The sequence below is a fragment of the Planctomycetota bacterium genome, from assembly GCA_016125255.1.
Classification (GTDB): Bacteria; Planctomycetota; Phycisphaerae; order Phycisphaerales; family Zrk34; genus RI-421.
Map to the genome: position 1 here is coordinate 1 of WGMD01000003.1, position 20,772 is coordinate 20,772.

General features: G+C 63.7%; 23 protein-coding genes. 14 read left to right on the forward strand and 9 right to left on the reverse strand.

Annotation, left to right across the window (positions count from 1 at the left end; genetic code table 11):
* From GC162_05315 to GC162_05330, 4 genes are all read right to left on the reverse strand, one after another.
* On the reverse strand, positions 1–631 hold a 631-nt coding region (locus GC162_05315), incomplete at its 3' end, for a sulfatase-like hydrolase/transferase (protein ID MBI1368055.1).
* Positions 632–637: 6 nt separating this feature from the next.
* A complete protein-coding gene (locus tag GC162_05320; GenBank protein MBI1368056.1) occupies positions 638–1,441 on the reverse strand; it encodes an alpha/beta fold hydrolase in 804 nt (267 codons plus the stop codon).
* Positions 1,442–1,564: 123 nt separating this feature from the next.
* Positions 1,565–1,915, reverse strand: coding sequence for an RNA-binding protein (locus GC162_05325; GenBank protein MBI1368057.1), 351 nt, complete (start codon positions 1,913–1,915; stop codon positions 1,565–1,567).
* A 349-nt stretch (positions 1,916–2,264) separates the two neighbouring features.
* Positions 2,265–2,480, reverse strand: coding sequence for a hypothetical protein (locus tag GC162_05330; GenBank protein ID MBI1368058.1), 216 nt, complete (start codon positions 2,478–2,480; stop codon positions 2,265–2,267).
* A 145-nt stretch (positions 2,481–2,625) separates the two neighbouring features.
* Here GC162_05330 and GC162_05335 point away from each other — a divergent pair, with 145 nt between their 5' ends.
* Together GC162_05335 and xerD are read left to right on the forward strand one after the other, a co-directional pair.
* Positions 2,626–2,850 (forward strand): hypothetical protein, encoded by a 225-nt coding sequence (locus GC162_05335; protein MBI1368059.1) that lies wholly within the window; start codon positions 2,626–2,628, stop codon positions 2,848–2,850.
* Positions 2,819–3,718 carry a site-specific tyrosine recombinase XerD gene (gene xerD, locus GC162_05340; protein ID MBI1368060.1) on the forward strand — a complete coding sequence of 300 codons (900 nt, stop codon included), beginning with the start codon at positions 2,819–2,821 and terminating at the stop codon, positions 3,716–3,718. Before GC162_05335 ends, xerD begins: the two co-directional genes overlap by 32 nt.
* Before the next feature lie 6 nt (positions 3,719–3,724).
* Here the strand turns inward: xerD and GC162_05345 are convergent, their stop codons facing one another.
* The gene (locus tag GC162_05345) at positions 3,725–4,060 is read right to left on the reverse strand and encodes a hypothetical protein (GenBank protein MBI1368061.1); all 336 of its coding nucleotides are present in this window, start codon (positions 4,058–4,060) and stop codon (positions 3,725–3,727) included.
* Positions 4,061–4,423: 363 nt separating this feature from the next.
* On the opposite strand from GC162_05345, the gene GC162_05350 reads away from it, so the two are divergent.
* The 4 genes from GC162_05350 to GC162_05365 all read left to right on the forward strand — a co-directional run bounded on the left by GC162_05350 (position 4,424) and on the right by GC162_05365 (position 7,499).
* Positions 4,424–5,152, forward strand: a complete 729-nt coding sequence (locus GC162_05350; protein MBI1368062.1) for a hypothetical protein — start codon at positions 4,424–4,426, stop codon at positions 5,150–5,152.
* Positions 5,153–5,209: 57 nt separating this feature from the next.
* Positions 5,210–6,082: a prepilin-type N-terminal cleavage/methylation domain-containing protein gene (locus GC162_05355; protein MBI1368063.1), complete on the forward strand. Its 873-nt coding sequence runs from the start codon at positions 5,210–5,212 to the stop codon at positions 6,080–6,082.
* 24 nt (positions 6,083–6,106) lie between these two features.
* On the forward strand, positions 6,107–6,340 hold the full coding sequence (locus GC162_05360) for a hypothetical protein (protein MBI1368064.1): 234 nt from the start codon (positions 6,107–6,109) through the stop codon (positions 6,338–6,340).
* Positions 6,341–6,536: 196 nt separating this feature from the next.
* A complete protein-coding gene (locus GC162_05365; protein MBI1368065.1) occupies positions 6,537–7,499 on the forward strand; it encodes a hypothetical protein in 963 nt (320 codons plus the stop codon).
* Positions 7,500–7,739: 240 nt separating this feature from the next.
* Here GC162_05365 and GC162_05370 read toward each other — a convergent pair whose 3' ends face one another.
* A complete protein-coding gene (locus GC162_05370) occupies positions 7,740–8,792 on the reverse strand; it encodes a M42 family peptidase (protein ID MBI1368066.1) in 1,053 nt (350 codons plus the stop codon).
* A gap of 135 nt (positions 8,793–8,927) precedes the next feature.
* On the opposite strand from GC162_05370, the gene GC162_05375 reads away from it, so the two are divergent.
* From GC162_05375 to GC162_05395, 5 genes are all read left to right on the forward strand, one after another.
* A complete protein-coding gene (locus GC162_05375) occupies positions 8,928–10,751 on the forward strand; it encodes a CBS domain-containing protein (protein MBI1368067.1) in 1,824 nt (607 codons plus the stop codon).
* Entirely contained in the window at positions 10,751–12,655 is a 1,905-nt protein-coding gene (locus GC162_05380; GenBank protein MBI1368068.1) for a CBS domain-containing protein, read from the forward strand. Before GC162_05375 ends, GC162_05380 begins: the two co-directional genes overlap by 1 nt.
* 3 nt (positions 12,656–12,658) lie before the next feature.
* Entirely contained in the window at positions 12,659–13,030 is a 372-nt protein-coding gene (gene rnpA, locus GC162_05385) for a ribonuclease P protein component (protein MBI1368069.1), read from the forward strand.
* 95 nt (positions 13,031–13,125) lie between these two features.
* Complete coding sequence (yidD, locus tag GC162_05390) at positions 13,126–13,338, forward strand: membrane protein insertion efficiency factor YidD (GenBank protein MBI1368070.1); 213 nt, start codon at positions 13,126–13,128, stop codon at positions 13,336–13,338.
* A 52-nt stretch (positions 13,339–13,390) separates the two neighbouring features.
* A complete protein-coding gene (locus GC162_05395) occupies positions 13,391–14,776 on the forward strand; it encodes a YihY family inner membrane protein (protein MBI1368071.1) in 1,386 nt (461 codons plus the stop codon).
* A gap of 220 nt (positions 14,777–14,996) precedes the next feature.
* Here GC162_05395 and GC162_05400 read toward each other — a convergent pair whose 3' ends face one another.
* Positions 14,997–16,169, reverse strand: a complete 1,173-nt coding sequence (locus tag GC162_05400) for a tRNA-dihydrouridine synthase family protein (protein ID MBI1368072.1) — start codon at positions 16,167–16,169, stop codon at positions 14,997–14,999.
* 26 nt (positions 16,170–16,195) lie between these two features.
* On the opposite strand from GC162_05400, the gene GC162_05405 reads away from it, so the two are divergent.
* The 3 genes from GC162_05405 to recG are packed head-to-tail and all read left to right on the forward strand — an operon-like array spanning position 16,196 to position 19,332.
* Positions 16,196–16,672: a hypothetical protein gene (locus tag GC162_05405; protein ID MBI1368073.1), complete on the forward strand. Its 477-nt coding sequence runs from the start codon at positions 16,196–16,198 to the stop codon at positions 16,670–16,672.
* A 48-nt stretch (positions 16,673–16,720) separates the two neighbouring features.
* On the forward strand, positions 16,721–17,164 hold the full coding sequence (locus GC162_05410) for an arsenate reductase ArsC (GenBank protein ID MBI1368074.1): 444 nt from the start codon (positions 16,721–16,723) through the stop codon (positions 17,162–17,164).
* Positions 17,165–17,196: 32 nt separating this feature from the next.
* Positions 17,197–19,332 carry an ATP-dependent DNA helicase RecG gene (recG, locus tag GC162_05415; protein ID MBI1368075.1) on the forward strand — a complete coding sequence of 712 codons (2,136 nt, stop codon included), beginning with the start codon at positions 17,197–17,199 and terminating at the stop codon, positions 19,330–19,332.
* Positions 19,333–19,412: 80 nt separating this feature from the next.
* Here the strand turns inward: recG and GC162_05420 are convergent, their stop codons facing one another.
* Both GC162_05420 and GC162_05425 read right to left on the reverse strand, forming a co-directional pair.
* Complete coding sequence (locus tag GC162_05420) at positions 19,413–19,751, reverse strand: hypothetical protein (protein ID MBI1368076.1); 339 nt, start codon at positions 19,749–19,751, stop codon at positions 19,413–19,415.
* A gap of 30 nt (positions 19,752–19,781) precedes the next feature.
* Positions 19,782–20,729 carry a hypothetical protein gene (locus GC162_05425; protein ID MBI1368077.1) on the reverse strand — a complete coding sequence of 316 codons (948 nt, stop codon included), beginning with the start codon at positions 20,727–20,729 and terminating at the stop codon, positions 19,782–19,784.
* Between the last annotated feature and the right edge of the window lie 43 nt (positions 20,730–20,772).

The window sequence follows — 20,772 nt, forward strand, 5'->3', positions numbered from 1 at the left end:
CGTTGTACGGCCCGTGCGGCGCATTCGTCGCCAGGTACACGAAAAACGGCTCGGCCTTGTGCTTGCCGATGTACTTGAGCGCCTCGCGGAACCACACATCCGTGCAGTATCCCTCGAACTTCTCGGGCTTGTCATTGCGGTAGTAGGTGTCGTCGAAGTAATCGTTGCCCCACCAGTCCGGGCCCTGTCCGTCGCCGCCGCCGCGGATGTGCAGCGTATCTTCAAAGCCCTGATCCTCCGGGCGGAGCGGATACGTGTCGCCGAGGTGCCATTTGCCGAACATCGCCGTGCGATAGCCCGCCGCCCGAAGCGACTCGGCGATAGTGATTTCGTTCGTACTCATCAGCGACCGGCCCATGATGGTGTGCCAGACGCCGGTGCGCGTCGAGTACCGCCCGCTCATCAGGGCCGACCGCGTCTCGGCACACGTCGGATCAACGTGAAAATTGGTGAATCGCACGGAGTGATCGTGCAGCGTGTCCATGTTGGGCGTGTGAATGATCGGATTGCCGTTGGCGTGAATGTCGCCGTAGCCCTGGTCGTCGGTGATGATGAGGATCACATTGGGCCGCTCGGCGGCTTGAACGATCGGAGCGAGAATCACGATCAGAGCGCACAACAACTTCTTCATGGATCATTACCTCGGCAGATGTTCGATGAGCAGGTCGGCCAGCGCCTGCGGGTTGTCGACGTTGAGCCAGTGTCCGCCTTCCACGTGATGCAGATGCACACGACCGTGGACGGACTTCGCCGCGGCGATCCGCTCACACGCCGCATCGGTCAGTAAGGATGAACGCGTCGCCTTCACCAGATGCACCTCGACCCCCTCCGGCGGTGCGTCAATCAGCGGCCAGAGGTCCGCCTGATAGAACCCCATCAGCAGATGTTCTATTGCGTCCAGATCGATGCGCCATGTGAACCGCCCCCCGTCATTGTGCAGATTCATTGCCATCCACTGCGCGATCGGCTCGCTGAGCCCGCGCTCGGCCAGACCGGCGACCGCCTCCGCGCGTGTGTCGAACGCATCGGGCAGCGCGCGAAGATGATGGAGCATCGTCCATGCCTCCCCCGCCGGTTCGCGCACGGCCGGGGTCGAGTCGATGACCCATACCTGCCGCAAACCCGGCGGTTTGCTCTGTGCGTATTGCATGGCGACCTTGCCGCCGAAGGAATGACCGAGCACCGCGTCGAAACGGCCCAGTGCGTACAGGTCCGCCGCGGTGCGGTCGAACGTCGGCTCACCAGGAAGATCGGTCGAACGCCCGTGTCCGCGCAAATCGACGAGCACGGCGGCGTAGTCGTGCCGGGCTTCGACGACCGGGCGCATCACGCCCATCCAGTTGCGCCCCGAACCAAACGCGCCATGCAGCACGCCCAGCCGCGCGATCGGCCGGGCGTGGTCGGCGTGAAACACATGATGATGCGGCTGGTCCGCGTGCACCGAATGTTTGTAACCCGGCGCTCCGCATTTCACAATCCGCGCCCATCAAAGAACGCACCCTCGGGATGAACCGAGGGTGCGTCGCGCGTGCTGAATGTTGTATGGCAAAAGACAGACTGGCGATTACCAGCGATCGCGGTCGCGACCACCGCCGCCGCCGCCATGACCACCGCGTCCCCCGCCGTAGCCGCCGCGACCGCCGCCGCCGCCACCGCCGCCGCCGCGTTCCTGACGCGGGCGCGCTTCGTTGACGGTCAGCGTGCGACCTTCCAGATCCTTGCCGTTGAGTTCTTCGATCGCGCGCTTCGCTTCGTCATCGTTGGCCATTTCGACGAAGGCGAAACCGCGCGGCCGACCCGTCTCGCGATCAGTGATCAGATTCACCCGATCGACCTGCCCGTATTGGCCGAAGGCGGCTTCGAGCGATTCCTGTGTGGTTTTGAAGTTGAGGTTACCGACGTAGATGTTAGCCATGGAGAGAACTCCGGTGCCGGGAGCTGGCGCCGGTTCGGCTGAGGAACTGAGGCGGAGCGAACCCAAGCAAGCAGGAACAATATATCTGATCGACCGATTCGATCAGCGTGTCGGATCGATTCTATCCCTCGTTTTTTTTCCGGGCCACTGAAAAGTCCGATGTTGTACGCACATGGCGCAGACGCATCGAATATGAGGATTGTCAGGGCGGTCGAGGAGGCCAGGCCGAAGACCGCCCCAACTTTCGTTTGCGGCGATGCCCATTGAATCGTAAATTCCATTGGAACGATGACGCTCGACGTTTCCCTCCCGCCCGAACCGGCGTCACGCACGCCGGAAATCCGATGACTCATGATTTTTGTGGGACGAACCATTTGTTGAATCCGAGGTGGATGACCATGCGTATCCGTTGTTCGATGCGGAAGCGATTGCAGTTTGTAGCCGCGGCGAGTTGGATCGTCGCCAGCGCGTACGGCTCGCCGGGCGAACCGATTGACGAACCGGACAATGGCGGCAAATTGATCCACGAAACTTGCGAGTTTGGAGCGATCATCGCCCGCAACATCCCTTCGTTCGTCCTGCCGGCTCATCAACCGCCCTCTGACCCCGCGCCGCCGTCCCAATAACCGCGACGGCGGCCGGGAAGATTCATGTCGCCTTCACGCGGCCGCCGATACTTGCCATGGAGCGGACCCGTCGGAGGCGTCACCTTGGCCGTACCCGATCGCGTGCATACGGATGATTGCCCGTTCATCGACGACGACGATGCACGTTGCCGCTCGCACTTTACATTGGATCATCTCAACGAGGCGCTGAGCGTCTGCATGGGTGGGTATCACGGATGCGCCACCTACTGGCGACTCCGCCGCGAACACCCCCAGCGACTCATCGCACTGACCGCCCATGGACAGCCGCTTCAACCAACCGGTTCGTGACTTCCTCGCTTACTTGCGGGTCGAATGCGGGCTGGCGGCCAACACGATCGTCAGTTATGAGCTGGACCTCAAGAAGCTTGAATCCTTCCTCGCACAGCGCGGCCGGGACGACCCGGCAACGCTCGACGCCCCGATTCTGATCGCGCATCTGCGCCAGCTTCGTGCGGCGGGCATGGCGTCCTCCTCCATCGCGCGACACCTTGCGACGATCCGCGCGTTCGGGCGATTCCTCGTCGCATACGAATACTGCGAGCATGATCCGGCGGAGCTTTTGGAGCGGCCGACGATGTGGAAGCGCTTGCCGCAGAGCATGCACACGCAGCAGATCGATAAGCTGCTCGCCGCCCCGCTGCCGTCAGACAAGCTTTATCTGCGCGATGTGGCGATTCTCGAAACACTCTACGCCACCGGCTGCCGCGCTTCGGAACTGGGCACGATGAGTCTACGCGATTTTCACAACGACGTCGGTGTCGTGAAGATCACCGGCAAAGGCAATCGCCAGCGCATCGTGCCCGTCGGGAAAAAAGCCGTCGAAGCGATTCGACAATACGTGGCGGACCTGCGGCCGAAACTGCTGCGGGCGGGCAAGCCCAATGACGCGCTGTTTCTGACGACGCGCGGGACGGCGGTGGACCGGTACATCATCTGGTCCATGATCAAAAAGCACGCCCGTCGCGCCGGCCTGCGCGGCATCCACCCCCACACGCTCCGCCACACCTTCGCCACCCACATGCTCGGCGGCGGGGCCGACCTGCGCGTCGTGCAGGAACTGCTCGGCCACGCCCGCGTCACCACCACGCAGATCTACACGCACGTCGATCAGTCACGCCTCAAAGCCGTGATCGCCAACCATCATCCCCGGCCGTGATGTGAATCAAAGCAGCCCGTGCGTCCGCGCCGTCAGCATCGACAGCGCGAGAATCACCGGCAGCGCATTGAGCGCCACCGCCCACGTCGCCACACGCCGACCCGACGCCGCGTTTCGCCGGCCGACGTATTCGCAGGCGAAAAGCACCAGGGTCACGACCAGGAATTTGAACGCGATCATGCCCCAGAGGCCGCCCAGATGAATGATCCATTGGGCGAGGAAGTTGACCTCCGCCCCGCCGAATTTGAGCACGATCCATGTACACATCACATCCAGGGCGGACAGAAAGACGAACCACGTGTAAAGGTCAGGGTAGCGCACGGATCGGCCGGCTGAACGCATGGCAGATACTCCCGGGGCCTGAACGCATCATACCGTGCTGACGGGGTTTGGGTAGGCCCATTTTGGCGGCGCGCCACGATTGTGCGCACCGGTTGACAAACGCGGGGGTCGTGCTACACTCTGCACATGTTGAGACTGAGTCTCAATTGCGTCGCGTGACGCAAAAAATGGCGGCCTGTCTATCCCTGGTAAGAGCGACAGGCCGCCGAGTGTGACATCACCGCGAGGGCGACGTCGCGGGCATTATTCAGCCCGGACCGGCCGATGGCAACTCCCTCGCGTGGTGGCGGCAAACCATGCTTGCCGACTGGGCGCGCGATTCACAAGCCGCGCGGGCGCCCTTCGGTCTGAAGGAGAACTGCCATGATCGGCAGGCCCTCGAAGTTCCGTTCGGCCGCGTTGTGCGCGGCGGCGGCGGTGTTGATGCTGGGCACGAGCGCCCGCGCCACGTTCCTGACCCCCAACGTCTGGGCGACCGGCTGGTCGCGCGGCGACGCCGACACGCTCTATGCCGAGTGGGATGCATTCCAATCCCTGACCGGCAACGCGCCCGACGTGGGCGTGTTCCATCCCCCCGCCGGCAACCCGACCCTCTCCGCCACCAACGCCGTCACCGCCTTCGTGACCGGCGGCGGAAGCGGCGGCAACATCTACAGCTTCTTCGATGACGCCCTGAACATCGAAGCCCTCGTCCCCAACGACGCCTCCGCCGGCAAGCTCACCACCGTCGTCGTGCAGATCGCCACGCTCGGCACCCCCTTCCTTCTCGACTCGCTGCGCGTCAACGGCGAAGCGCCCGTCTTCTACGGCGAGCTGTCGAAGGTGTTCGGCAACATCCCCGGGTTCGGCGACACGACCGACATCGAAGCGTGGGCGCTGTTCCACATCGACGGCACGCCGGACCTGACCCTCTCGCTCACCGCGGGCGGTCAGCACATGTCGCTGGATCGCGTGGCGATCGACGCCATCGTGACGGACGCCTCGGCCGGCTTCTTCAGTGTCGTGCCGCAGGGCACGTCCGTGCCGGAGCCGACTTCGGCGATGGTGATGGGCGCGATGACGCTGCTCACGCTCCGCCGACCCCGCCGCTGAACTTCGAAAGCTCAGGGATCGCCATCCCTGAGCTTTCCTTTCCTGAAAGATTCACCGATGTTTCGACGCGCTTTTACGTTGGTTGAATTGCTGGTCGTCATCGCCATCATCGCCCTGCTGATCGGCATTCTGATGCCGTCGCTGAGCCGGGCGCGGGCGGTGGCGCGGGATGTGGTGAGCACCGCCGGGTGCAAGCAGATGATGCAGGGCTACGCCGCTTACGCCGACGATCACAAGGGTCATTTTCTATTCGGCTACGCGCCGAAATTCGTCAACGGCGTGCCCATCACCGTCAACGTCGTCGGCCGCACGCTCGGGTATCCGCTTTCGGATCGTTACCCGTGGCGGCTGGCGCCGTATGTCGCCGGTCTGTGGCCCCTGATTCATCATCACGACGGCGTGCCCGAGGCGCCGCTCGCCTCCGATTCCGACACCGAAGTGTTCAACAAGGCGTACACGCTTTCGCTGGGCCCGACGTTCGGCATCAATTCGCTGTTCGTCGGCGGACACAAAGGGACCGTCGGATTCACGCAGATTTCCGGCGAAAACTACCGGCCCAACTACGCGAGTCCGACCGTGTTCTATCAGCACGACGTGAAGCGGCCGGGCGGGCTGATCGTGCTGGCCAACAGCCGCACGAACATGAACTTCTTCTCTCCCGACGGCTCGAACCTTCCGGCGGGCTCGGCGCTGAATTATCTGTCCGCGCCGATCAGCAACGGGCGCAACTGGTCCGTCGATGCGCAGGGCGAATTCGTCGGCCATAAGAGCGGCGTGCTGATGGGCTATCCGCGCGGCTGGTTCACCGAACGCACCGTCACCGGCTTCGCCGACACGCATGCGGAGCGACTGCTGCCCGCTGAATTGGACAACATGACGCTTTGGGCCAACAAGGCCGCGAGCACCACCTACGACCTGGCTTCGCCCTGATTCTTTTCCCGCAAGGAGCATCGCATGTGCGCCGACGGCCCCGAACTGACGAACGTCAAAATCACCCGCTGCGTTCACGGCCATTATCACGTCTACCTGGGCAAGCAGACGCTGCATCTGAGCGTGCGCGAACTGTTGCTTCTGGCGTGCGAACTCAATCGTGTGCTGGGCGTCGTCGAAGCGTGCGATGAAAACGAGCCGGAAGCGCCGCCGCTGCCGGAAGCCGGACCAAGCTCGGATCGCTGGCCGGCGAATTGATCTCTCTGGAAACCTCTCCCCCCGGGAGAGGTCGGCCCGACCCGCAGTCGGGCCGGGTGAGGGTGCGTCCAAACACTGACTGCGCACGTTGCGGCACGCGCCCCGATTCGGAGCCACCCTCACCCCAACCCTCTCCCGGAGGGAGAGGGGGAACAACGGTTCATCCTCAAACCCTTTTTTGATCAAGGAATCCGATATGTTTCGACACGCGTTTTTGTCCGCATCGTTGGTGATGGCCTTCGGGATCTTCGCCGTGGCTGCATCTTCCCGTCCTGACGCTGAACCGGCGCCGGCGGCGGATCGGGAGGCGATCAAGGCGATGGCGGGGACGTTCGAGATCACGTTCGATTTCCGCGAGACGTTGGCGCTGGCGCCGGGATATGAATTTCATCCGCCGTATCAGGAGAAGGCGTTGGAGTGGGTGAAGGTCATCGTCGACGAACCCCGCCGCATCGCGCTGCAGCATCTTCTGGTGACGGAGGACGGCGAAGTGATCAAGCACTGGCGTCAGGAATGGACGTACGAGCCGGCGATGATTCACGATTTCGTGGGCAATGACACATGGGAGGCGCGTCAGCTTTCGCCGACGGAAGCGCGGGGGATGTGGTCGCAGCAGGTGACGAGCGTGGACGACAGCCCGCGGTATCAGTCGATCGGGAAGTGGACGCATGCGGAGGGCGTGAGCTGTTGGGAGTCGCAGCGGACGGGGCGGCCCCTGCCGCGGCGGGAGTACACCAAGCGTCACGATTATCAGGTGCTCGTGGCGATCAATCGTCAGACGATCACGCCGACGGGTTGGGCGCTGGAGGAGGACAACGCGAAGCTGGTGCTTGATGCGTCGGGCAAGCCGGATCATCTATTAGTGCGCGAGGCGGGGATCAACACGTACCGGCGCGTGGACGAATCGCGCGGCGAGCCGGCGCGGCAATGGTGGGCGGCGCAGGGACGGTTCTGGACGGATGTGCAGGCGGTGTGGAGCGAACTGGATGCGCATCCCCGATCGATCACGCTCAAGGACAAGGTCGACAACCGTTCGCTGGCCGCGGCGCTGCGGGCGCTGAACGTCGAAGCGGACCGGGCGGGCGACAAGTACGAGTCCGATGACTTCCGCACGAAAATCCGCGAAGTGATCGCCCGCTATCAGTCAACCGCAAGCTGATTCACCTCACACAGTGAATCGCAACGCGCAGGAACCCCGTCATGACTCCCAAGGGTGGCGGGGTTCTTGTGTATCCGCCTTCGGTCCTACTTGACCGATGACAAATGCCTAATGCCTAATGATCAATGCATTGGTCATTAGGCATTAGGCATTTGTCAATTGTCATTGCAAGGCGCGATGCGGGCGCGGGCTCGACGGATGCGTGCCCTCACCCCAACCCTCTCCCGGAGGGAGAGGGGGTCAGAGCTGCTCGAGGTACGCGGTGAGCAACTGGTGGTAGCTGGCCAGGTCGTCTTTGTGGGACATTTCGGTGACGGTGTGGATGTATTTGACGGGGCAGGCGAAGACGGCGATGCGGACGCCGGCGCGGGTGCGCTGGATGATGCCGCCGTCCTGTCCGCCGCGGGGGAGGACGCCGCGCTGGTGCTTGATGCGTTTCTTTTTGGCGACGGCTTCGATGTCTTCGATGAGGCCGATGTCGGCGATGGCGGAGCCGTCCATGACCTTGATGCAGACGCCCTTGCCGAATTTGGTGACATGCTGCTCGGGCGCGACGCCGGGGACTTCGCAGCAGAGAGTCGTGTCACAGGAGAGCGCGATGTCGGGATCGACGGAGAAGGAGGCGGGGCCGGCGCCGCGGAGGCCGACTTCCTCCTGCACGGTCCAGACGGCGTGGATTTCGCAGTCGTGATGCTTGAGGTTTTCGATGGCGCGGACGACGGCCCAGCAGCCGACGCGGTTGTCCATGCACTGGCTGACGATGGTGGAGCCGATGTCATGGAACGGGCCGTCGAGGACGACCATGTCGCCGATCTTGACTTTGCGGCTGACCTGACCGGGGGGGAGCCCGAGGTCGATGAAGAACTCGCCGACGTCGGGGATTTTCTTGCGCTCTTCCTCGGAGGCGATATGGACGGGTTTGCCGGAGGGGTTCATCACGCCGGGCAGGTCGCCGGAGGCGGTGCAGACGCGGACGGTGCGGGCGAAGAGATTGCGTGTGTCGAACCCGCCGACGGGGTTGACGCGGATGGAGCCGTTGTCTTCGTTGACGTAGCTGACGAGGAAGCCGATCTGGTCCATGTGCGCGGCGAGCATGACCTTGAGGGGCTTTTTGGGCGCGGCGGACTTTTTGGCGGGTCGGGGTTTGCGGACGGCGATGAGCGAGCCCATGGCGTCGACGCGGATGTCGTCGAAGAGTTTGGCCTTGGTGATGTGGTCACGGATGACCTTGCGGATGCGGTCTTCGCGGCCGGGGACGGAGGGGGTCTGAGTGAGTTTGGCAAGCAAATCCATATCGAATCCTTTCGCAAAGGCGGGTCCGACACTTTACCACAGCGGCGGGCGGCGTCGAGTCGATAAAGAGCGAAGGCACTTGCGGTCGTGCGCCCAAGCCGTACATTAGTCGATTCCGCCTCGACTGGATGAGCTATGGAACTGACGAAAATCAAGATGCGGGCGGTCCGGCTGCTTCGGCAGATCGGGTTCTCCCGCGACTGGTATCTGATTCCGCTGGCGGCGGTGATCGGGTCGATGTCGGGCGTGGTGGCGCTGGGCTTCGGTAATCTCGTGCGCTTTTCCGAGACGTTCTTCTACGAGAATCTGGGGGGAAGGAATCTTCGGGCGGAGCACGTTTGGCTGCTGCTGGCGTTGCCGGCGGTGGGCGGATTGGCGGTCGGGCTCATCAAGAGCGCGTTCGAGTTGCCGATGGTCAGCCACGGGATTCCGGACGTGATGGAGTCGCTGGCGCGGCAGAGCGGGCGGATGAAGGCGCGCGGGGGATTCTTCACGGCGATCAACTCGGCGCTGACGCTCGGGTCGGGCGGCTCGACGGGGCAGGAAGGTCCGATCGTGCAGATCGGGTCGGTGCTCGGTTCGATCGCGGGGCAACTGCTGCGCGTCAACAAGGAGCACATGAGCACGCTGGTGGGCTGCGGCGCGGCGGCGGGATTGGCGGCGATCTTCAATGCGCCGATCGCGGGCGTGCTGTTGGTGCTGGAGGTCATGCTGCGCGACTTTTCGCTCAAGACTTTTCAGCCGGTCGTTGTGGCGACGGTTTTCGGGACGGTGACGTTTCAGGCAATCGCGGGGGACAATCAGGCGCTGTTTCATTTAAGCACGGAGATGCAGGCGTATCAGTTTCAGTTCTGGGAGATTTTGCCGTGCCTTGTGCTGGGCGTGTTGTGCGGGATGACGGGATGGGGATTCACGCGGGCGCTGTTTTCGATGGAGGGGTTGTGGGGGCAGTGGCGATGGAAGAAGCTGGTTTGGCTGCGGCCGGCGCTGGGGGGACTTTTTCTGGGGTGCATGGGGCTGCTGTTCGTGAAGATCAATCCGTACGCGGTGGGCCAGTATCGTCCGCCGGCGTTTTTCGCCAACGGCTACCCGGTGATCGAAACGCTGATGGACCCGGGTTCGTACGGGGCGGCGGGGCATGTGACGCTGCTGTTTTTAGTGATGGCGGCGGGGTTCAAGCTGCTGGGGACGAGTCTGACGCTCGGGTCGGGCGGGTCGGGGGGCATCTTCGCGCCGTCGCTGTTCATCGGGGCGACGGTCGGCGCGGCGTTCGGGATGGCGCTTCAGGCGACGGGGATCTATCCGCAGGCAAGCCCGGCGATGTACGCGCTGGCGGGGATGGCGGGCGTGCTCAGCGCGGCGGTGCACTGTCCATTGACGGCGTTCATTCTCGTGTTCGAGTTGACGCGGGATTACAAGGTGATTCTGCCGGTCATGCTGCTGGCGATCACGGCGACGGTGGTTTCGCAGCTTCTTTTGCGGGACAGCATCTACACGCTGGCGCTGCGGGAGATGGGCGTGAAGGTCGGGCTGATCAGCGAGGCGGCGGTGCTGCGGCGCTTGGTGGCGGCGCGCGTGCCGATGGCGAAGGCGGTCGTGGTGTACCCGGGGGACGCGGTCGAGTCGCTACTCACGCTGGCGGAGATTCACAATGTGGACGACTTTGTCGTGTGCGACAGCGACAACCAGTACATCGGGATGGTGCTGGGGGACGATCTGCGGACGGCGATGTTGCAGCGGGAGGCGCTGCCGTTGTTGATCGTGGCGGAGATGATGCGGACGGATTTGCCGCCGGTGCAGCCGGACGAGACGTTGGACATGGTGCTGGACAAGTTCGCGGAGTGCGATTGCGATTCGCTGACGGTGACGGATCCGATCGGGGCGGTGCGGTTGCGTGGCGTGATCACGCGAAGCCGGGTGATGCGCTACTACCACCACGCGCTGAATGAAGCATCATGATGACGACGCTCAAAGAGCTTGGCTTGAGTACGGTCAGTCAGCCGCGGCTTCGGTCGGTGGGTCGGAGCATTGCGCTGGCGGCGGCGGTCGGATTGGTGGCGGGTCTCGGAGCGATCATTTTTCATTTGATGAGCCAGGCGGTGCTGCATTACGCGCTGGCGTATTTGAGCGGGTACAACCAGGGGGGGCCGCTGGGCGAGGCGCATTTTTTCGCGGAGTCGGAGGGGCCGTTTCGGCCGTGGATGCTGCTGGTCGTGCCGACGATCGGGGGGCTGATCAGCGGGTGGCTGGTGTTCACGTTCGCGCCCGAGGCGGAGGGACACGGGACGGATGCGGCGATCGATGCGTATCACAACAAGCGCGGCGTCATCCGTCCGATCGTCCCGATCATCAAGATGCTCGCCTCCGCCATCACGCTCGGCACGGGCGGGTCCGGCGGGCGCGAAGGCCCCATCGCTCAGACCGGCGCGGGGTTCGGATCGTATCTGGCGACGTACCTGGGCCTGTCCGACATGGAGCGCCGCATTCTGCTTGCGGCGGGGCTCGGGGCCGGCATCGGCGCGATCTTTCACGCCCCCCTCGCCGGCGCGATCTTCGCCATCGAAGTCCTCTACCGCGAGCCGGACTTCGAAGCCGAGGCCCTGATCCCCGCGTTCATCGCCACGACGATCGCCTACTGCGTCTTCAACTTCCTCATCGGCGTCTCCTCCTCGTTCTTCCATCTGAATTTCGACGGGTTCGGACACCTCTTCGCCGTTCAGCCGGGCATCCGCTTTCGCGATCCCCTGCTGCTCATTCCGCTGACGGGGCTCGTGCTGGTCATGGTCGTCATGTCGCTCATTTACGTGCGGACTTTCTACGGGATACACTGGACATTCAAGCGCATGTCCGTCCGCCCCACGCTTCGCCCCGCCATCGGAGCCGCGCTGACCGGCGTCGTCGCGCTGGCGGCGTACTACGGCATGGCGCTGGCGACGCCCACCGCACAGCGCGATGTGCTGAGCGTGCTGTCCTACGGCTACGGCTACCTTCAGAAAATGCTCAATGCCCCCGACGGCGTCGGACTGTCCATGAGCGTGCTGCTGGCGATCGGACTGGGCAAGATTCTCACCACGTCCCTCACGATCGGCTCGGGCGGGTCCGGCGGCGTGTTCGGACCGAGCATGGTCATCGGCGGATGCTTCGGAGCGCTGACCGGACTGCTCTTTCAGAAGATCATGCCCGGCGTGGTGACCCGCATCGATGTGTTCGTCATCCTCGGCATGGCCGGCTTCTTCGCCGCCGCCGCCAAGACGCCCGTCAGCACGCTGATCATGGTCAGCGAGATGACCGGCAGCTACGAACTGCTGTTGCCGAGCATGTGGGTCTGTGCGCTGGCGTATCTGTTCAGCCGCGGATGGTCGATCTACTCGGAGCAGGTGCCGACGCGCCTCGACTCGCCCGCCCATCGCGGCGATTTCATCATCGACGTCATGCAGGGCCTCAAAGTCGCCGACGCCATCGACGCCGCATCGCGCCAGTTCATCACCATCCCCCTCGACATGACCCTCAGCCGCATCGTCCGCATCATCACCTCGGCGAAGCAGACGTGCTTCCCCGTCGTCGACGCCGACGGCAACTACTTCGGCATGTTCAGTCTTAACGATGTGCGGCAATTCCTCTATGACGCGGAGATGGGCGAACTCACCGTCGCGCACGATCTGGCGACGACGGGCGACCTGGCGCTCTCGCTGGACATGGACCTGGGCAGCGCGATCGGCAAGTTCGTGGAGCATCGCTTCGAGGAGCTGCCCGTCGTGGACCCGACGGAGCCGAAGCGCATCATCGCCATGTTGCGGCGTCAGGACGTCATCGCCGCGTACAATATCCGTCTCATGAAGCTGCGCACCAGTCAGGCGGACTGATTCATGTCCGATCGCCCCTTGAGCTTCGCCAAGCATCTGCACCTGCGCACCCCCGCGCAGTTCGCCGCCGTCTATGCCAACAAGCTCATCCGCCACGCCGGCCCCCTCCGCATCCACGCCATGGCCAACGGCCTGCCCCATCCGCGCCTCGGCCTCTCCGTCTCGGCGCGCGTCGGCAATGCCGTCCGGCGCAATCACATCAAGCGCCTCCTCCGCGAATCCTTTCGCCTCCTCCAGCACGACCTGCCGGCGGGCTATGATCTGGTGGTGGTTGTGTCGCGCCATGACCCGGCGACACTGGCGGCGTATCAGACGTGGCTCAGCGATGCGGCACGGAAGATCGACGCGGCGTGGCTCAAACGCCAGGCAAAATAAATAGTGAAGTGGTGATTTGGCGATGTGGCGATATGAGCCCCCCGCTTTTACATCGCCACTTCACCATATCACCACTTCACCATATACAATGCCCCATGCTCACCCGCCTCATCATCCTGCTGGTCCGTTTTTATCGGGCCACCCTCGGCCACTTCCTCGGCGGGCACTGCCGCTACACCCCTACATGCAGCCAGTACATGATCGACGCTGTGACGAAGTACGGCCCGATGCGCGGCACATGGCGCGGCCTCAAACGCATCGCCCGCTGCCACCCCTTCTCCAAACACGACGGATATGATCCTGCGTGACGGGACACTTCCCGCCCAATTGCCGATATAGTGTTCCATCGGAGCGGTGATCATGTTCGACAAGACGCTCAATAAATTGCCCATACCCGAGTGGCTGCGGCGCGTCCTGACAAGCCCGTCGGGCGAGCTGACGCGCTGGCAGTTCGCCGTGCGCTGGAGCATCGACCTGACGCGCCACTGCGCCGGCGAGCTGCGCCATGACAAGGCCGGGCAGATGGCCGCGGCGCTCACGTATCACACCTTGTTCTCCATGCTCCCCACGATCGCCCTCGCGCTTGTCGCCCTCAACATGTTCGTCGGCCCCAGCGAACGCAATGACTTCAAAGACAAGATGATCGACTGGACCGTCGAAGTCCTCCGCGGCGGGGCGCAGGTCAGCCAAGCCATTTCGCCGCCGACCACCACCGAAAAACAGGCCGAGTTCAATGACGTGCGCGAGCGCCTCGATGAGCAGTTCTCGTCCGTGCTCGGCAAGCTCGAACACATCAGCTTCGGCAGCATCGGCGTCGTCGGCGTCCTCGTCTTCATTTACGGCGCCACCGGCCTGCTCGCCACCGTCGAACGAAGCTTCAATTCAGTCTTCGGCGTCATGGGCGGACGCAAATGGTACATCCGCTTGCCGCTCTACTACACCGTCATCACGCTCGGCCCCATCGTCCTGCTCGCCGGCCAATGGATGCAGAATCGCTTCATCGATTTGCTCAGCTACGCCTCTTGGACCAACTGGCTCGTCGGCCCGGCGGTCGTCGCGGCGCCGATCGTCACGACCTGGCTGGTCATCTTCCTCATGTACATCCTCCTGCCGACCGCAGCCGTCGGAAAGCGCGCCGCTGCGATCGGATCGTTCGTCGCCGCCGTGCTCCTTGTGGGCGGACGCGAAGGGTTCCGCATTTATGTCTCCAAAGCTGGCGTCAGTTCGCTCTATGGTGCGATGGCGCTGTTGCCGCTTTTTCTGATGCTGCTGTGGCTGATGTGGTTGATGGTGCTGTTCGGTTTGGAATTGACCTACGCGCTGGGCGCGATGAAGGGCCGCAACTTCAAGTCCCAGCGCCATCGCACGCCGCAGGAGCAATTCATCGATACGACATGGATGGTCCCGGTGCTCGCGCGCATCGCCGCCGACTTCAACAATGGCAAGGCGTGCTCCGCCGAGGCGCTGGCGATTGATCTGCGCCTGCCCGGCCGGGCGGTGACCAAACTGCTCGAAGCCCTCGCCGCCGCCGAGTTGATCCACGCCACCGGCGCCGATCTGAAGACCGGCTACACCCTCTCCCGCCCCGCCGACCGCATCCCCCTGCCCGCCATCCTCGACGTCGGCTACAACCTCCTCGCCAACGGCGAATCCGCCTCCGGCAACCCCGGCTGGAAATACGTCCAGCAGTTGCACGAAGCCGACAAAGCCAAAGCCGAAGGCAAAACGCTCGCGGATTTGATGTGATGTGCAAGATCGAACTCGATCCGTCAATACAATCGCTCACGCAGCCCGATGAACGTCCATGCTCCTTAATTACCTCTCCCTCCGGGAGAGGTCGGTCCGTAGGACCGGGTGAGGGTGCGTCCAATTTCTGACATCTCTCGATGCGAAACGCGCCTGACTACGTCGCCACCCTCACCCCAGCCCTCTCCCGAAGGGAGAGGGAGTTTTTCGAACTTCAAGTTTACTTCCGCCATCCCATGTCCCGCCGTATTTGATCAAGGGCTTCGTCCGCCGGGACGACTTTCGCGTTGCCCGATCGAACCTCCGCGTATCGTCTGTCCGCTTCGTCAATCCAAGTAGCATCGATTTCGTCAGTCGTTTCGCCCATCGGGTAATGCGCATCGAGCGCCGCGTGCCAGTCGGCGAGGTTTTTGACGGCGATGAAGGCGTTTTTGACCGCATCGCCGTTCGGATGATGCTGGCTGAACTTGATGCCGAACTTGCGCATCATGCGACCGGCGTTTGATTCGCCGTGCAGGTCGACGGAGAGTTGAAAATGCTCGAGCAGCACCGCCCGCTGCTCGGCGAGCGTCGGGGGCGTCGGCGTCTGGCCCGCCATGATCTGCCGTGCCTGCCGGAAGATCCACGGATTGCCGATGCAGCCGCGCGCGACGGACGCCGCCTGCACGCCGGTCTGCTGGATCATGTCGAAAATCGCCTGCGGTGTGAACACGTCGCCGGAGCCGAAGATGTGGAACCCGTTGTCCATCGCGCTGCGGTAGCGGCGCGTCAGGTCCGTCAGAAACGGCCAGCGCGACGGGCCGATGTATTTCTGTTCGACGGTGCGCCCGTGTACGGTCGCCCCGGCGTAGCCGAACGCGATGACCTTCTCGAAAATGCGATGAAAATTCGCTTCCATCTCCGGCGTGTCGTCATAGGCGCGGCGAAGCTTGACCGTCAGCGGGACCGCATCGCCGATCGCATCGCGCACCGCATCGAGAATGTCGATCGCCTCCTGCGGCTCGGACAAGAGGTGACCCCCTCGGCACTTCTTTTTGATCTTCTTCACCGGGCACGCAAGGTTGATGTCGATCACGTCATACCCGAGCGTCAGAAGCACCTTCGCCCCCGCGGCGATGTCTTTCGGATGCGAGCCCATGAGCTGCCCGGCGATCGGGTGGTCCTCTTCGCAGATTTCGGCGGCTTTGAGGCCCTTGCCGCCGTTGATCAGAAACTGGTCGAGCATCGCTTCGGTGATGCAGTACCCGCAACCATGCCGGCGCGCGACGAGGCGCATGGCGGCGTCGGAGTAACCGGCCAGCCCCGCCTGAAAGAACGGACCGGCGGCGATCCAGTCGAAGGGTCCCTTGCTCAAAGCGATCATTGCCTGCATGATATGGCCCGGTTCAATCATTCCTCCACACGTGCCGGACCTCTCGCATGGGACTTCGCCTTTTGTGTCTGTTGATTGCCGCCGCCTGTCTGGGCGGGTGCAATTACGTCGATGAATTGAAGCTGCCCGTGCTGACCACCGAGGGCCGGGCGCTGGATGAGGACCATCCCGGCACGCCGGCCCCGCGATACTACCCCGACGCCGCGCCGATCGCCGAGCCGCTGGACATCGAGCTCATCCGCGTCGGCAACGCCATCGTGATCGACAACCGCACCGTGCATGAATACAAGAACGTGCAGCTCTGGCTCAACCACGCCTACGGCGGCGACCTGGAGGCGCTGCCCATCGGCCGGACCGACCCGATCGCCCTGACCAGCTTCATCAACGAGCACGCCGAGCCCTACCCCGTCGCCCGCTTCCTCGCCCCCGACGCCGACATGGCGCTCGTCCTCGCGGACCTGTACCTCGACGGCAAGATCCACAAACTGACCGTCCGGCTCCGCAACGACTGGCGACGGCCCTAACGCGATTCTCACAGGCGCCGCGCATCCGCCCACCTATCATCGCTGATCATGAATTCGAGCAAACTCAACGTGCTGTTCCTCTGCACCGGCAACAGTTGTCGCAGCCAGATGGCCGAGGGTTGGGCGCGCCATCTCAAGTCGGAGGCGATCAACGCGTACTCCGCCGGCATCGAGGCGCATGGTTTGAACCCCAACGCCGTGCGCGTCATGGGCGAAGTCGGCGTCGACATCAGCACGCAGAAGTCGCAGAAGGTCGATGAACTGCTCGACATCCCGTTCGACTACGTCGTGACCGTGTGCGGGCACGCCAATGAGCATTGCCCGATGTTTCCCGGGAAGGCGAAGATCATCCACGTCGGCTTCGACGATCCGCCGCGCCTCGCCAAAGACGTCGACGGCGAGGAGGCGAAACTGGCGATCTATCGGCGAGTGCGCGACGAGATTCGCGCGTTCGTCATGACGTTGCCGGCGGCGCTGACGGCTCACGCCTGACCAACCCGCCGCGTCGTTGTATCATCAGCCCGATGGGCGATCCGAATACCGCGCCTGACTCGACCGCCGCTTCGCCTTCGATCACGCTGGCGACGCCGATTCAGTATGCGCCGCTCGTCGGGCCCAAGCGTGCGGAGCTTTTCGCTCGGCTCGGCGTGCACACGGTGGCGGACCTCATCAAGCATCTGCCCCATCGCTACGAGTTTCAGGCCGGCCAGAAACCCATCGAACAGCTCCTCATCGGCGCGATCGGCACGGCGACGGGTGTCGTCGCCAACTGCCGATGGCAGCCCGGCCGGCGGGCGAACGGCGGGCGCTTCATCGCGATGCTCGAAGACGGCACGGGCACCGTCGAACTCGTCTTCTTCAACGCCCCGTATCTGCGCGATCGCGTCCATCCGGAAACGAAAATGATCGTCACGGGCAAGGTCGTCGTCTACAACGATCAGCGCCAGATGGTCAATCCGTCGATGCGCATCATTTACGACGACAACGTCGACGAACCGGCGCCGACGGAGGATCGCTATCGCCCGATTTACCCGGCGACGGAGGACCTTTCGAGCGTGCAGATCGATCGGATCGTGCGCGGCGTGCTGCCGATCGCCCTGCCGCAGATCGACGATCATTTTGATGAGGCGTATCGCCAGCCGCGCGGTCTGCCGACGCTGCGCGAGACGTATCGCATGTTGCACGCACCGGCCGGCGAAGACGAGGTCAAGTCCGCCCGGCGGCGTCTGGCGTATGACGAACTTCTGTTTCTGCAACTGGGCTTTTCCATCAAGCGCAAGTACACGCAGACGGAGCTGCACGCCGTGGCGCTGCGCTATTCCGACGCCATCGACCGGCACATCCGCGAGCGCTTTCCGTTTCCGCTCACGCCGGCGCAGGACAAGGTGGTGCGCCAGATCGCGCGCGACCTTGAGCGCGATCGGCCGATGAATCGGCTTTTGCAGGGCGACGTCGGGTCGGGCAAGACCGTCGTCGCGCTGTACGCCATGCTCATGGCCGTCGCATCCAACACGCAGGGCGCGCTCATGGCCCCGACGGAACTGCTCGCCGAGCAGCACTTTCTTTCAATCACCAACATGCTCCGCGGATCGACGGTGCGCCTCGCGCTATTGACCGGTTCGCAGACGAAGGCCGAGCGCACGGCGATGCTCCACCAGATCGAAACCGGCGACATCGACATCGTCGTGGGCACGCAGGCGCTCTTGTCCGAGTCCGTGCAGTTCGCCGATCTGGCGGTGGCGATCATCGACGAGCAGCATCGCTTCGGCGTCATGCAACGGGCGGTTTTCCGCACGAAAGTCGGCGATTTGAAGGCGACGCCGCACACGCTGGTCATGACCGCGACGCCGATCCCGCGCACGCTGAGTCTGACGATCTTCGGCGATCTGGACACATCGGTGATCGACGAACTGCCGCCGGGTCGTCAGCCGATCATCACGCGGGTCGTCGAGCCGCGCACGACGGACGAGGTCTACCGCTACATCGCCGGGCGCATCGCGGGCGGCGAGCAGGCGTACATCGTCGTGCCGGCGATCGACGAAAGCGACGCGGGCCTCAAGGCGGTGCGGACACATGCGGCGGAACTGGAGAAGACGTACTTCGCCGATCGTCGTGTCGCGCCGCTGCACGGGCAACTCAAGCCGGCGGCGCGCGAGCGGATCATGCAGAAGTTCCGCGACGGGCGGATCGACGTACTGGTGGCGACGACCGTCATCGAAGTCGGCGTCGATGTGCCGAACGCATCGATCATGGTGGTGGAGCACGCGGAGCGCTTCGGGCTGGCGCAGTTGCATCAGTTGCGCGGACGTGTCGGGCGCGGGAGCCGCAAGAGTCTTTGCGTGTTCATCGGCGACCCGACGACGGAAGATGCGCAGCAGCGACTGGCGGCGATCGCCAAGACGACCAATGGCTTTGAGATCGCCGAGGCGGACCTTGTGATACGCGGGATGGGCGAGTTCTTCGGCACGCGACAGGCGGGCCTGCCGCCGCTGCAGGTGGCGGATTTGTCGCTGCACATGGACCTCTTGCAACTGGCCCGGCGCGATGCGCAGGCGATCGTCGACAGCGACCCGAAACTCAAGGAGCCGGCGCACGACCTGCTCCGCAAGCGGCTCGTGAAGCAGTACGGCGAAGCGCTGGGACTGGGGGATGTGGCGTGAAAGGCGTCAGCGGTCCGGGATCAGCGGTCAGCAGGAAAAACGCTTTCCGGCTGATGGCTGACGCCTGGCGGCTGAAAGGTTCATCCGAACGGCGTCGTGCGAAGCGGGGTGCCGCAGTAGATGCACATTTCGTGGCGACGCGAATTGGGGCGGTTGCACTTGGGGCACTTCTGGGCGGGACGGGTGATCTTGCCGTCGGCGTTGCCATCGGACAGATCGAGTTCGAGAATCTTCGCCATCAGCGCTTCGTCCGACAGATTCGTCCGCTCGCGCAGCAGCGTCCACATCGCTTCGCAGATCATCTCCAGTCGATCGACCTGGCGCTGGAGCGTCTGCACCGCGCCGCTCGGCTCGGAACTGCCCGGGCGCGACGGCGGGAGCGGGTCGGGACCCTGATCGAAATAGAACCCCATCGACATGATGCGTCTCCGGAAAAAAGTTCAGCGATCTTACTGCGGGCGTATCGGCTGACCGCCCCGGCCCAGCGACAGGTCCAAATCATTGGCCTCGACGGTGATCTTCTTTTCGCGCGTGCGCGTCACGACGTCGAGCCGCAGCATCGCCGGCTCGCGACCTTCGTCGAGACGGAACTTGACGATCCCGTCGCCGCGCACCATGTCGTTCTCGCGGCGCGTATTGGGCAGACTCCATCCGCGCTGCGGCAGCGCCGCGCCCTTGTCATCAATGAGATTCACCCCCGCCACGAACGGCTCGACGTTCGGATTGAAGAACGGATTGATCTGATCCGATTCGTACGAGAATTCGATCGTCAGGTTGCTGCCGTCCTGCGTGACCTTGTTGATCTGCACGACGAGGCCGGAGGTGATCGTGATGAGCCCGCCGGGGCGGACGGGCTTGATGTCCTGCGTGACGCGCTTGTCGGCGAGAAGAATGGTGGCGCTGCCGCGGATGGCGGTGATCTTCTGCGGAAGATGCGTGAGCATCGGCAGCGAGGCGGTCAGCGGGAGCGTGCGGTTGGGGTTGTTGTCGTTGAGCAGATGTGCGACGGAGGTGAAGCCCTGCCGGACGTTGCCGGCGAAGACCTGCATGCGCGGATCGCCCTGCGGATCGGTAAGGATGTCGTGCTTGTTCTCATCGAGCAGGGCGCTGAGTTGGAGCTGGTAAGTCGCCCCGATGAGGTTGGAATCGGGCGGGATGGTGAGCTGGCCGCGGATGGCGAGGTTGTGATAGACCTTGCCGGTCTTGAGATTGATGGAGCTGGACACCGAAAGATTCATCAGGTCGATCGTCGGCTCCGGCGGCGCGGCGGGCGCTTCGGGTACGACGTTAAGCGGGATGCCCGGCCCGTTGGCCGCGCCGGACGCCGCCCACGCCGTCGCCGAACCGGCAAGCAGGCAAAGCGCGGCGATCGACGGGATGGTGCGTGCGAAAGGCATCGCGTCATTGTAATCGGCGGCAGGCGGGCATATCCAACCGGGC

Excerpts from the sequence above, each read along its gene's own strand:
- GC162_05325 (MBI1368057.1), bottom strand. The coding sequence starts at position 1,915 with ATGGCTAACATCTACGTCGGTAACCTCAACTTCAAAACCACACAGGAA.
- GC162_05330 (MBI1368058.1), bottom strand. The coding sequence starts at position 2,480 with ATGTTGCGGGCGATGATCGCTCCAAACTCGCAAGTTTCGTGGATCAAT.
- xerD (MBI1368060.1), top strand. The coding sequence starts at position 2,819 with ATGGACAGCCGCTTCAACCAACCGGTTCGTGACTTCCTCGCTTACTTG.
- GC162_05345 (MBI1368061.1), bottom strand. The coding sequence starts at position 4,060 with ATGCGTTCAGCCGGCCGATCCGTGCGCTACCCTGACCTTTACACGTGG.
- GC162_05350 (MBI1368062.1), top strand. The coding sequence starts at position 4,424 with ATGATCGGCAGGCCCTCGAAGTTCCGTTCGGCCGCGTTGTGCGCGGCG.
- GC162_05355 (MBI1368063.1), top strand. The coding sequence starts at position 5,210 with ATGTTTCGACGCGCTTTTACGTTGGTTGAATTGCTGGTCGTCATCGCC.
- GC162_05360 (MBI1368064.1), top strand. The coding sequence starts at position 6,107 with ATGTGCGCCGACGGCCCCGAACTGACGAACGTCAAAATCACCCGCTGC.
- GC162_05365 (MBI1368065.1), top strand. The coding sequence starts at position 6,537 with ATGTTTCGACACGCGTTTTTGTCCGCATCGTTGGTGATGGCCTTCGGG.
- GC162_05370 (MBI1368066.1), bottom strand. The coding sequence starts at position 8,792 with ATGGATTTGCTTGCCAAACTCACTCAGACCCCCTCCGTCCCCGGCCGC.
- GC162_05375 (MBI1368067.1), top strand. The coding sequence starts at position 8,928 with ATGGAACTGACGAAAATCAAGATGCGGGCGGTCCGGCTGCTTCGGCAG.
- GC162_05380 (MBI1368068.1), top strand. The coding sequence starts at position 10,751 with ATGACGACGCTCAAAGAGCTTGGCTTGAGTACGGTCAGTCAGCCGCGG.
- rnpA (MBI1368069.1), top strand. The coding sequence starts at position 12,659 with ATGTCCGATCGCCCCTTGAGCTTCGCCAAGCATCTGCACCTGCGCACC.
- yidD (MBI1368070.1), top strand. The coding sequence starts at position 13,126 with ATGCTCACCCGCCTCATCATCCTGCTGGTCCGTTTTTATCGGGCCACC.
- GC162_05395 (MBI1368071.1), top strand. The coding sequence starts at position 13,391 with ATGTTCGACAAGACGCTCAATAAATTGCCCATACCCGAGTGGCTGCGG.
- GC162_05400 (MBI1368072.1), bottom strand. The coding sequence starts at position 16,169 with ATGATTGAACCGGGCCATATCATGCAGGCAATGATCGCTTTGAGCAAG.
- GC162_05405 (MBI1368073.1), top strand. The coding sequence starts at position 16,196 with ATGGGACTTCGCCTTTTGTGTCTGTTGATTGCCGCCGCCTGTCTGGGC.
- GC162_05410 (MBI1368074.1), top strand. The coding sequence starts at position 16,721 with ATGAATTCGAGCAAACTCAACGTGCTGTTCCTCTGCACCGGCAACAGT.
- recG (MBI1368075.1), top strand. The coding sequence starts at position 17,197 with ATGGGCGATCCGAATACCGCGCCTGACTCGACCGCCGCTTCGCCTTCG.
- GC162_05420 (MBI1368076.1), bottom strand. The coding sequence starts at position 19,751 with ATGTCGATGGGGTTCTATTTCGATCAGGGTCCCGACCCGCTCCCGCCG.
- GC162_05425 (MBI1368077.1), bottom strand. The coding sequence starts at position 20,729 with ATGCCTTTCGCACGCACCATCCCGTCGATCGCCGCGCTTTGCCTGCTT.